This window comes from Agromyces sp. P1_H4 (genome assembly GCF_056405255.1).
Map to the genome: position 1 here is coordinate 1 of NZ_JBFUCL010000101.1, position 10,802 is coordinate 10,802.

11 protein-coding genes are annotated in these 10,802 nt (G+C 69.5%); 8 read left to right on the forward strand and 3 right to left on the reverse strand.

Annotated features, from left to right (window positions below):
- The 3 genes from AC1DY2_RS08385 to AC1DY2_RS08395 all read left to right on the forward strand — a co-directional run.
- Positions 1-485, forward strand: a 485-nt coding sequence (locus AC1DY2_RS08385) for a sensor histidine kinase (protein WP_476761999.1), incomplete at its 5' end; no start/stop codon positions are given.
- Positions 482-1,219, forward strand: a complete 738-nt coding sequence (locus tag AC1DY2_RS08390; RefSeq protein WP_476762000.1) for a response regulator — start codon at positions 482-484, stop codon at positions 1,217-1,219. The genes AC1DY2_RS08385 and AC1DY2_RS08390, both read left to right, overlap by 4 nt.
- Positions 1,220-1,247: 28 nt before the next feature.
- Entirely contained in the window at positions 1,248-1,493 is a 246-nt protein-coding gene (locus tag AC1DY2_RS08395; RefSeq protein ID WP_476762001.1) for a DUF2510 domain-containing protein, read from the forward strand.
- Positions 1,494-1,589: 96 nt separating this feature from the next.
- On the opposite strand, the gene AC1DY2_RS08400 is transcribed toward AC1DY2_RS08395, so the two are convergent.
- Positions 1,590-1,955, reverse strand: a complete 366-nt coding sequence (locus tag AC1DY2_RS08400; protein WP_476762002.1) for a cupin domain-containing protein — start codon at positions 1,953-1,955, stop codon at positions 1,590-1,592.
- 212 nt (positions 1,956-2,167) lie between these two features.
- Between AC1DY2_RS08400 and AC1DY2_RS08405 the strand changes: the two genes are divergently transcribed.
- From AC1DY2_RS08405 to AC1DY2_RS08415, 3 genes are read left to right on the forward strand one after another with little or no spacing between them, the layout of a single operon-like run.
- Entirely contained in the window at positions 2,168-2,509 is a 342-nt protein-coding gene (locus tag AC1DY2_RS08405) for an ArsR/SmtB family transcription factor (RefSeq protein WP_476762003.1), read from the forward strand.
- The gene (locus tag AC1DY2_RS08410; RefSeq protein ID WP_476762004.1) at positions 2,502-3,014 is read left to right on the forward strand and encodes an SRPBCC family protein; all 513 of its coding nucleotides are present in this window, start codon (positions 2,502-2,504) and stop codon (positions 3,012-3,014) included. The genes AC1DY2_RS08405 and AC1DY2_RS08410 overlap by 8 nt, the downstream gene beginning before the upstream one ends.
- Positions 3,014-3,574, forward strand: a complete 561-nt coding sequence (locus AC1DY2_RS08415; protein WP_476762005.1) for a dihydrofolate reductase family protein — start codon at positions 3,014-3,016, stop codon at positions 3,572-3,574. Before AC1DY2_RS08410 ends, AC1DY2_RS08415 begins: the two co-directional genes overlap by 1 nt.
- Here the strand turns inward: AC1DY2_RS08415 and AC1DY2_RS08420 are convergent.
- Positions 3,559-4,983: an MFS transporter gene (locus AC1DY2_RS08420; protein ID WP_476762009.1), complete on the reverse strand. Its 1,425-nt coding sequence runs from the start codon at positions 4,981-4,983 to the stop codon at positions 3,559-3,561. The two genes, AC1DY2_RS08415 and AC1DY2_RS08420, sit on opposite strands and share 16 nt — an antisense overlap.
- A 180-nt stretch (positions 4,984-5,163) precedes the next feature.
- Here AC1DY2_RS08420 and AC1DY2_RS08425 point away from each other — a divergent pair, with 180 nt between their 5' ends.
- Together AC1DY2_RS08425 and AC1DY2_RS08430 are read left to right on the forward strand one after the other, a co-directional pair.
- Entirely contained in the window at positions 5,164-6,048 is an 885-nt protein-coding gene (locus AC1DY2_RS08425; RefSeq protein ID WP_476762006.1) for an ABC transporter ATP-binding protein, read from the forward strand.
- Positions 6,045-7,172 carry an ABC transporter permease gene (locus AC1DY2_RS08430; protein ID WP_476762007.1) on the forward strand — a complete coding sequence of 376 codons (1,128 nt, stop codon included), beginning with the start codon at positions 6,045-6,047 and terminating at the stop codon, positions 7,170-7,172. The genes AC1DY2_RS08425 and AC1DY2_RS08430 overlap by 4 nt, the downstream gene beginning before the upstream one ends.
- 185 nt (positions 7,173-7,357) lie before the next feature.
- Here AC1DY2_RS08430 and AC1DY2_RS08435 read toward each other — a convergent pair.
- Positions 7,358-10,802, reverse strand: a 3,445-nt coding sequence (locus AC1DY2_RS08435; RefSeq protein WP_476762008.1) for a phage tail protein, incomplete at its 5' end; no start/stop codon positions are given.

Consider the following 10,802-nt stretch of genomic DNA (forward strand, 5'->3'; position numbering starts at 1 on the left):
CCGCCGAGCCCGCCGCGACGAGCACGAGCACGCGCGGCATCGACCGGCTCGACGAGCTCGTGGCCGAGTCGGTGGCCGCCGGCGTGCCCACCGAGCTCGCCATCGTCGGCGAGGCGCGCCCGGTGTCGGCGGTGATCGGCGTCAGCGCGTATCGGATCGTGCAGGAGGCGCTCACGAACGTGCGGAAGCACGCGGGCGCGGCGACGACGGCCGAGGTGCGGGTGCGGTGGTCGGATGCCGCGATCGAGGTCGAGGTGACGAACACCGGTGTCCGTGGCGGTGTTACCACTGGCGGCACCGGCGGTCGCGAACGCGCGGGCGACGGCGGGGACGGGAGCCCGGCCGTCGGCGCGGGACTCGGCCAGGTCGGCATGCGCGAACGCGTCGCCGCGGTCGGCGGCACCCTCGAGCTCGGCCCGCGCGCCCGCGGCGGCTACCTCGTGCGAGCCTCGTTCCCGCTGCGGCGCGAGGAGGTGCGATCGTGATCCGCGTGCTCGTCGTCGACGACCAGGCCCTGGTCCGCGGCGGCTTCCGCACGATCCTCGACTCGGAGGACGGCATCGAGGTCGTCGGCGAGGCGGCCGACGGCGCCGAGGCGGTGGCGGCCGTCGCCCAACTGTCGCCCGACGTCGTGTGCATGGACGTGCAGATGCCCGGCATGGACGGGCTCGAGGCCACCCGGCGTATCACGGCGGATGCGGCATCCGCTGCGGCCGTGCTCGTGCTCACGACGTTCAACCGCGAGGACTACCTGTTCGCGGCGCTCGAGGCCGGTGCCAGCGGGTTCCTGCTCAAGAACTCCAGCCCCGAGCAGCTCATCGAGGCGGTGCAGGTCGTGGCGCGCGGCGACGCGCTGTTGTCCCCGGATGTCACGCGGCGCGTGATCGAGGCGGTGGCGGCATCCGGCGGTCGAGGGCTCGAAGCGGCTCGTTCGCCGGTGCTGTCATCGACCGCGCCGACCGTGCGACCGACCCCTCCCGCGACGGAGACGGCCCGCCCGGCACCGCCCGCGCTCGCGACGCTCACCGAGCGCGAGCGGGAGGTGCTCGAGCTGCTCGCCCTCGGCATCTCGAACGCCGAGATCGCGCAGCGCATGTGGGTCGGCGAGGCGACGGTGAAGACGCACGTCTCGAAGGTGCTCATGAAGCTCGGCCTGCGCGACCGCGTGCACGCCGTCGTCTTCGCCTACGAGCACGGGGTCGTGCGCCCGGCGTCCTGACGCTGCGCCACATGTCATACTTCGGTCCGTGACCGAGTCGTTCCCACCGCCCGCCGTCGAGGACGACGGACCGGAACCCGGCTGGTATCCCGATCCGCAGGCGAAGGGCATCCTTCGTTGGTGGGACAGGGACGGCTGGTCAGAGGACGACGTGAGGCCGGTCGGCGAGACCGGGTATCCGGCGTGGCACCCCGAAGCCGTCCGAGAGCGGATCCGCGCAGCGGTCGATGAGCTGATCGTCCGGGTCTCGGCTCGATTCTGGCAGGGCGGGTAGCCCGGTCGCTGAACGAGTGGACGCGAGCGCTGGTTTGCGCTGGGTCATACCCCGCGTTCGCGTCCTCTCGATGGGATGTGATCCAGTCCGAGCGGATCAGTCGAGGTCGCGCAGCTGGGCGGTGCGCTCGCTCGGGGTGTCGCCCGTGTTGACGGTGCCCTGCGGCTCGATGAGGATCGCCGACACCTCGCCGTCGGCGCGCGGGCAGTGCTCGACGCCCCGCGGCACCACGTAGACGTCGCCCGGGCCGAGCGCGATGTCACCGTCGCGCAACTGGATGACGAGGTCGCCCGAGATCACCATGAACAGCTCGTCGGTCTCGGGGTGGCTGTGCCACGTGAACTCGCCGAGGAGCTTCACCACCTTCACGTCGTAGTCGTTCACGCTCACGAGCCTCCGAGGCTGCCACGGCTCGGAGAACGAGTCGAGGGCGGCCTGCACGTTGCGTACCTGATGTGTCATATCCCCGATCCTCCCCGATCCGGGCTCGGGCATGCCGCCGAAATGGAGGAATCCCCGGGCTCAGCACGCGTGTCCATGCGTCGCCGAACCGCGAGTCGGGCGAAACTTCCTACACTTCGGCGCGGGTGAGCGCGTGACGCGCGAAGAGCCTGTTGACGCGGCATCCGCTGCGACATATGGTTAAGCACTTCATTAATTAAGGAGTTGCTTACATGGTCGGTGCGACGGACGAGCTGAGCCTCGTGTTCCAGGCCCTCGCCGATCCGACGCGGCGCGCGATCATCTCGCGCCTCCGCGGCGGGCCGACGACGGTCGGGGAGCTGGCTGCGCCGTTCGCGATGAGCGGCCCCGCGATTTCGCAGCATCTCAAGGTGCTCGAGCGCGCCGGCCTCATCGAACGCACCGCCGACGCGCAGTGGCGCCGCTGCACGCTCCGCACCGAGCCCCTCGACGAGGCATCCGCCTGGGTCGACCGGCACCGTGACGCGTGGAACGAGCGCTTCGACCTGCTCGACGAGCGACTCCGCGAGCTGAAAGGACCGACGGATGCCTGAGCAGACCGCCACCAGCACGAAGCAGTTCACCATCACCCGCGTCTTCGACGCCCCCCGCGAGACCGTCTGGCGCATGTGGACCGACCCCGACGAGGCCGCCACGTGGTGGCACCCGCGCGGGCTCACCACCCCGCGCGAGTCGGTCGAGCTCGACCCGCGGCCGGGCGGACGCTACGCCTACACGATGGTCGCGCCCGACGGGAGCGAGTATCCGACGGGCGGCACCTACCGCGAGATCACGCCGCCCTCGCGGCTCGTGTTCACGTGGGCCGACCCCGACGACCCTGACGACATCGCGCCGCTCATCACGATCGACCTGGCCGAACACGGCGAGCGCGGAGAGCAGACGCTCATGACGTTCCACGTGCGGGGCATCGATGCGGCACCGGGCGACGAGAACGTCTACGACGGATGGGAGTCCGCGTTCGACCTGCTCGACGAGCACCTCGCTGGCGGGGCCGAGCGTGACGCCACGGGCGGGGCACCGGCGGGCGGGGCCGACTGATGGGCCGGCTCACCGTCGAGCAGATCGTGAGCGTCGACGGATACGGGGCGGACGCCGACGGCGGCCTCGGCTTCATCCAGACCGCCCGCGGCGGCAACCCGAACGACGCCGACCAGCTCGCATTCCTCGACGGCATCGACGCCATCCTGCTCGGCGCGAACACCTACCGGATGTTCGCCGAGTACTGGCCCGTCGCCGACGCGGAGGTGGAGGTGGTCGCCGAGCCGATCAACCGCCTGCCGAAGTTCGTCGTGTCGAACACGCTCGAATCCGCACCGTGGGGCGAGGGATCGATCGAGATCCTCCGAGGCGACGCCGCCGAAGCGACCGCCGGGCTCAAGGAGCAGTACAGCGGGATCGTCGTCTGGGGCAGCTTCATGCTCGCGGACGCGCTCTTCGCCGCCGGCCTCGTCGACGACCTGCGCCTGCGCGTCGTGCCGGTGCTGATCGGAGAAGGACGGTCGATCACCCCGGCCGGCCTCGGGGAGCACCGGCTCGAGCTCGACCACGTGGCCACGCACCCGAGCGGCCACCTCGGCCTCTCCTACCGCGTGCGCTGAGCCGCTTCGCCGGCGTCGGACGCAGCCGCCTCGCCGGCGTCGGACGCGTCCGCCTCGCCGGCGTCGGGGGCAGCCTCGCCGGCGTCGGAAGCAGCCTCGGKCTGCTCCGACGCCGGCGCCCGCTGGTACTCGACCGACAGGAGACGATACGACCGCGTCGTGAAGGCGAGCAGTGCGAGCACCACCATCACGAGCCCCGAGAACAGGAACACGAGCGCGATGCCGCGGGCGTCACCGTCGCCGAGCAGCCAGCCCCACGTCTCCTGGCCGCTGCCCGACTCCATGTAGGGGATGATCCAGAACTGCGCGATCGGCGCGATGAGGAACGCCGTGACGGGAGCCGCCGCCGACTCGATCGCGGCCGCGAGGCCGAAGACCCGGCCCTGACGTTGGAACGGCACCACCTTCTGGATCACCGTCTGCTCGGACGCCTCCACCACCGGGATGAGGCACATGTAGGCCCAGATGCCGAGGCCGTAGAGCACCCACGACTCGCGGATCGTGAACAGCGAGCCGAGCAGGCCCATGCCGATCACGACCAGCAGCATCGTGCGGATCGGGTTCTTGCCGAGGCCGAACTTCGCGACCACGAGCCCGCCGATGATGAAGCCGGTGGCGGTGACCCCGAGCACGATGCCCCACACCTCGACCGAGAAGATCGTGAGGCCGTACGGGTCCATCAACGCCATGTAGACGCCGCCGATGAGGTTGTTCAGCGTCGAGAAGAGGATGAGCGCGAACAGCCCGGGCGCCCGGCGCACTGCCGCGATGCTGCCCTTGAAGTCGATCGTCGATGCCCGCTCGCCCTCGGCCGGCACCGGTTGCTCCTCGGGCACGCGCAGGAAGAGCAGGTGCACGAGGGCCACGAGGGTGAGCGCGATCGCGATCACGAGCGTCCACCCCATGCCGAGGAGCCCGATCGCGAGGCCGCTGAACACGCTCGTGACGATGAAGGCGAGGCCCTGCACGGTGCCGACCAGGCCGTTCGCGTTGGCGTGCCGCTCTTCGGGCACGAGCAGCGTGACGGTCGTCGACAGCGCGATGTTGCGCATGTGCTCGACCACGAAGCCGAAGAGGATGATGCCCGCGAACGCCCAGAACCACGGCCCGCCGAGGTCGAGGAGTGCGGACTCGGGCTGCAAGAGGTACAGCACCCCGGCGATCACGAACGACCCGAGGGTGAGCAGGCTCGAGAAGACCATCACCCGGATCTTGCGGTGGCGGTCGACGATCGAGCCGAAGAGCATCGCGAAGAACGCGATGAGCAGCATGTAGGCGCCGCCGATGATGCCCGTGGCGAGCACCGACTTCGTCTCGAGGTACACCCAGAACGTCAGCGCGAACCACAGGAAGCTCGTCGTGATGTTCGCGATCGCGGTGTTGACGAGCACCTGCACGAACGTGCGCATGCCGCCGGGCGGCGGCGTGACGTGGCCGGCCACCGTGCTGCTCTGCGTGTGCTCCTCGGACACGGTTGCGAGGATAACGAGCCCCTCCGACATCCGGAACCCCTCCGCCGCACGACGGAGTCGTCGAAACCCGTCGCACGGCGGATGCCGCCGGCCACGCGGCATCCGTACGGTGGCCCCATGCTCGAACTCCACGACGTCACCAAACGCTACGGCGAGCGCCTCGCCCTCGACGCGGTCTCGTTCACCGTGGGCGACGGCCGCCTCACCGGATTCGTCGGCGGCAACGGCGCCGGCAAGACCACGACCATGCGCATCATCCTCGGCGTGCTCGCGGCCGACCGCGGCACCGTGACCCTCGACGGGCGCCAGGTCACCGAGACCGACCGCCGCCGCTTCGGGTACATGCCCGAGGAGCGCGGGCTCTACCCGAAGATGCGGGTGCTCGAGCAGACGGTCTACCTCGCCCGCCTGCACGGCTGGAACCCGGCCGCCGCGCGCCGCAACGCGCTGGAGCTGCTCGATCGCCTCGGCCTCGGCGAGCGCACGAACGACACCATCGAGAGCCTCTCGCTCGGCAACCAGCAGCGCGCGCAGATCGCCGCGGCACTCGTGCACCGTCCCGAGGTGCTCGTGCTCGACGAGCCGTTCTCGGGCCTCGACCCGATGGCCGTCGAGGCGGTGCAGTCGGTGCTGTCGGATGCCGCGGCATCCGGTGCGCCCGTGCTGTTCTCGTCGCACCAGCTCGACATCGTCGAGCGCCTCTGCGACGACCTCGTGATCATCGCCGACGGACGCATCCGCGCCGCCGGCACCGGCGACGAGCTGCGCGCCGAGCACGGCACCGAGCGGTGGGAGCTGCTGATGTCCGGCGACGCGGGCTGGCTGCGGCAGGCGCCCGGCATCCGCGTGGACGCGTTCGACGGTGGCTGGGCCGTCTTCGAGGCCGAGTCGGATGCCGCACGGCAGGCGGTGCTCAGCGAGGCCGTCGCCCGCGGCGAGGTCGTCTCCTTCAGCCGCGAGCACACCACGCTCGCCCAGATCTTCCGGGAGGTCGTGCGATGAGCACCCAAGCGAACCCCACCCACACGACGAGTGCGCCCGAGCGCCACGCGCCCCGCTTCGTCGACGGCGTCGGGCTGATCGCCGGCCGCGAGATCACCATGCGGCTGCGCAGCAAGGCGTTCCTCTGGTCGACGGGCGTGCTCATGCTCGCCGTGCTCGCGTCGGTCATCCTCGGCAGCATCTTCGGCGCGCAGGAGTCGACCACCAAGGTGGCCGTCGTGGCGGGCGCATCCGCGGTCGTCGACGGCAACCCGGCACTCGAGCCGGTCGCGGTATCCGACCAGGACGACGCCGAGCGGATGCTGCGAGCCGGCGACGTCGACGCGATCGTCGCGCCCGCGGCATCCGAACCACTCGGCATCACCGTGTACGGGCTGGACTCGCCGCCCGACTCGGTGGTCTCGGCACTGTCGGTGGAACCGACGGTCGAGCTGCTCGAACCGGCGGCCACCGACCCGACGCTGGCCTACTTGGTGGCCTTCGGCTTCGGCCTCGTGTTCTTCATGTCGGCGATCACGTTCGGCTCGACGATCGCGCAGTCGGTCGTGGAGGAGAAGCAGACGCGGATCGTCGAGATCCTGCTGTCGACGGTGTCGGCGCGGGCGCTGCTCACCGGCAAGGTCATCGGCAACAGCGTCATGGCGATGGCGCAGATCGTGGCGATCGCGGTGCTCGCGATCCTCGGGCTCATCGTGACGGGGCAGCGGGTGCTGCTCGGCGGCCTCGGCGGGTCGGTGGTCTGGTTCGTCGTGTTCTTCGCCGTCGGCTTCGTGATGCTCGCCGCCCTGTTCGCCGCGACCGCCGCGATGGTGTCGCGCGCGGAGGACATCGGCTCGGTCACGACGCCCGTGACGATGCTCGTGATGATCCCGTACTTCCTGGTCATCTTCTTCAACGACGACCCGGTCGTGCTCACGATCATGAGCTACGTGCCGTTCTCGGCGCCCGTGGGCATGCCGATGCGGGTGTTCCTCGGCGACGCGCAGTGGTGGGAGCCCTTCGTCTCGCTGGCGATCCTCCTCGCGACCGCGGCGCTCGCGGTGTGGATCGGCGAGCGCATCTACCGCAACTCGCTGCTTCGCACCGGCCCGCGGGTGAAGCTCGCCGAGGCGCTGCAGGGGTAGGCGCCTCTCCGTTCCTCGAGAGGTCGCGATCTGCGGGTGCGCTGCTGCCACAACCCGCAGATTGCGACCTCTCGGCGCGAGCGGATGCCGCGAGTGGGCGATCTTGGCTGTCTCTCGCGCCGCCCGCCGCCAACTTCGCCCACTCGACTCAGCGCCTGCCGAAGGGAGCGGGGCAAACGCCGGGTTCAGGGGCCGATCGCGGAGTACTTTCCCCGCAGCTCACCGATCGACTGCGCGGTCGTCGGATACGGCCCGTTGTCATATCGCTTGCCCCATTGGACGATCGCCACCCGCAGATCGGGGTTCGCGAGGAGGCCATGGAGCCGCAGCAGGTGCCCGGTGCAACTCGGGCACGGGCTGTGGGAGACGTTGATCTCGATGGTCCTCACGCGATGCTTCCAATCGGGGTCCTGCGCGAGCATGCGTCCGACCTGTGTCAGCAGTCGCGCCTCCGCATGCGTTGACGGCGCTTCGTCACCGGTTGCGCGAGTGACGAACTCGGCGCGTTGCTCTGTGTGGTGGGGTGCCTCCGCGCTCTCGAATGCGTGAGCGCCCGTCTGCCCGGTGAGTGCGCTGTCGCTCGAATCGAGCGCGTGGATGTCGCGCTTGTTCGCGCCTTTCGTCGTTCCGACGACGCCCATGGACCCGACCGGAGCGGCTCCGCCATTGGAGGGGTAGGCGCGCTGGCCCGGAATGCAGTCGACCTGGAAGCGAGCGACGCAGTTCACTGACCCCGCGGATTTCTTCCCGCCAGGCGTGGTGTATTTCGGGACCTGGCCCGCGAGCTTCATCCGCTGTTTGTGCACTGCCGTGAAGAGCTCCACGAGGCTCTCGGCGAACCTCCGCTGGCGACTCGAGAGCGCGTTCCGTCCTGCCGTCATGTCGGTGACGTTGTTGAGGAGTGCCACCTCACCCCGAACGCCTTCGTGACGGTCACGCGCGATGGCCACGCGTTCACGCAGATGCGATTTCTCCTTCTGCTCCTTCGGGGTCTTCTCCGGAAACTCCTCGATCTGACCCACGTAATGAGTGAGCAGCACGCTCGCTTCCGTCGGTGAACTGGCGACCATGACGCGCCGCGCGCCCGTCTTCTCGATCCACACGCGATGCGACTCACCACCCGCCCGGAAGCCGAACACGCCGGGGATTGCCGCTGCGAGATCGCGCAGCTTGGCCTTCCCCGCCTCCGCCTTGCCCTTCACCCAGGCCTTGCCGGCCGCGACCTTGGCCTTCACCTTCGCGCTGATGCCCTTGGCCGCGCGGATCACCGGCCCGGCGAGCTTGAGCCCCGTCTTGATCACGAAGTCGAGCGCCTTGTTCACGGGCCGCTGCAGGGCCTGGACGATCGAGCGGATCTTCTCGCCGATGCCGCCGATGCCGAGGACGCTCGCGATGAACCCGATGAGGATGGGCACCATCTGGCCGAGCGCGTTCTCGACCTTGTCCACGACGGCCGACACGTTGCCCTTCGCGATGTCGACGACCCCGTCGATGACGGTGTTCACGAACTGCGCGATGCGGGCCGCGTTGTTCACGAAGAACATGACGACGTCGTAGATGAGCTTGCAGGCCTTGATGAAGGCGGCGGCAGGGTTGAGCAGGCTGATCAGCCACGTGATGCCGGCGGTGATGATCTTCGTGATCACGAAGTCCTCGAGCTGGGTGAGGATCATCTCCTTGATGTCGCCGATCTTCTCGACGAGCTTTTCCCAGAGGCCGGCGATGCCCTGCTCCTTGATGACCTGGAAGATCTCCACGCCCTTCTCGACGGCCGCCATGGCGGTCTCGCCGATCTGCCGCACGATCCGGGCCCGGATGTTGGCCCAGGTGAGTCCGAACACCGACGCGAGCAGCTTCACGACCCCCTTGAGGTCGAACGTGTCGGGGATCTCGATGCCGGCGTCGCCGAGCTGCCCGAAGAGCCAGCCCACGAGCCCCTTCTTGAGGTGCGTGGTGATGTTCGTGAAGAACTTGTCGATGCCGCCCTTGATCCCACTGATGAGGTTGCCGAGGAATCCGACCGGATCGCCGATGATGTCGCCGATGACGCTCGCGGCCCTGGCCAACACGTTGCCGAGCATCGCGGCGAGCTCGCGGATCGTGTTGATGACCCCCTTGATCGCGCCGATCGCCTTGTCGACGAGGCCCTTGTTCTCGGCCTGGAGCGCCTCGATCCGCTCGTCGAGTCCCTTTCGCGCCTCCACGTACTTCGACGCGAGCGTCTCGACGACCTCGTTCTCCTTGTCCTTGACCTCGCTCTCGAGCGCCTCGAACTTGTCGCCGATGTCCTGCGCGGCCTCCGAGCCGACCTTCTGCAGGTCCTGCGGGAGCGACTTCACGTAGGTGGCGATCTCGGCGCGACCGGTGGCGATGCGCTGCTTGGCCGCCGTGAGGTTCGAGCCGACGATGTCGGCGACGCGGGAGATCACGCCGTCCATCTGCTTCAGGTAGAGCTCGCGCCCGGCCTCGTAGAACTCGTTGACCTTGTCGGGCATGCCGACGAGCTTGTCCTTGGCCCAGCGCAGGCCGCCGAGCCATCCGCTGTACCGGTCCTTCTTGTACGCCGACATCTTGGCCGCGACGTACGACTCGAAGGATGCCTTCGCGCGGGCCTCGCCCGTCTCGAACTCGGTCTCGACCTTCGGGTCGATGCCCTCGAGGATCTTCTTCACCTCGGTCTCGGTCGCGGTGAAGATGGACTGGACCTTCGTCGTCACCTCGGCGCGACGCTGCTCGTCCTTCGACTTGGTGGCGCCCTTCGACGCGACGAGCTTGGCGAGCGCAGCGCCCTTCGCTCCCTGCATACCCTGCACGCCCGCTGCCGTGACGGCACCGGCCTGCGCTTTGCCCTGCGCGATGGTCGCCTGCTCCTGGGCGCGGTACTCGGCGGGCGCCGCGTCGGCGTGGGCGGCGGCGGTCTGCTTCTCGGCGAGCGCGCCCTGGAACTCGGGCTCGCCCGACCTCGCCAGTTGCTCGTCGGTGACCTTGGCGTCGGTCATCTCCTGGTCGACCTCGTGCTTGCCGGCCTCGAGGTTGACCTGCTCGGCGGGGGCGGGCTTGGGCACGGCGCCGGTCGCCGCGATCGGCACGGCCTGCCCGGGCGCCTCCTGCGCCATCGGGGTCACGGGTTTGGCGACCGCCTTCGACGTGTCGGGCGCTGCCTCGGTCGCCGCCTCGATGTCGTGCGCCGAGCCTTCCTTGCCCTTCGTGACCAGGCCCTTGACCTCACCTTTGACCTCGCCGGCCTTGCCCGACTCCGCATACTCGTCGGCCTCGGTGAGCGTCTTCGGCGACTTCGCCTCGATGGCCGTCTTCACCGCCGCGATGAAGGCCTGCTTGTCGAACGAGCCGGGTTGCTGCGCGTCCATGGTGTCGGCCTTGGCGGCCTTCGCCTGGCCCGCGAGGTCGTCAGCCGGCGCGAGCGCGGCATCCTGCGCCTCCTTCGCCTTCGATGCAGCTGGCGGATGCGTGCGCTTGGCAGCAGCGAAGCCCTTCACTCCGCCCTTCACCTGGGCGAACGCGGGGTCCTGGGTGGGTTTCACTCCAGTCGGCGGCACCGGCGGCAGCAGGAGCTTGTCGCGGCCGAGCGGGGCGGAGACGGCGGCCGACGACGGCGACGCCCCGCCGGCG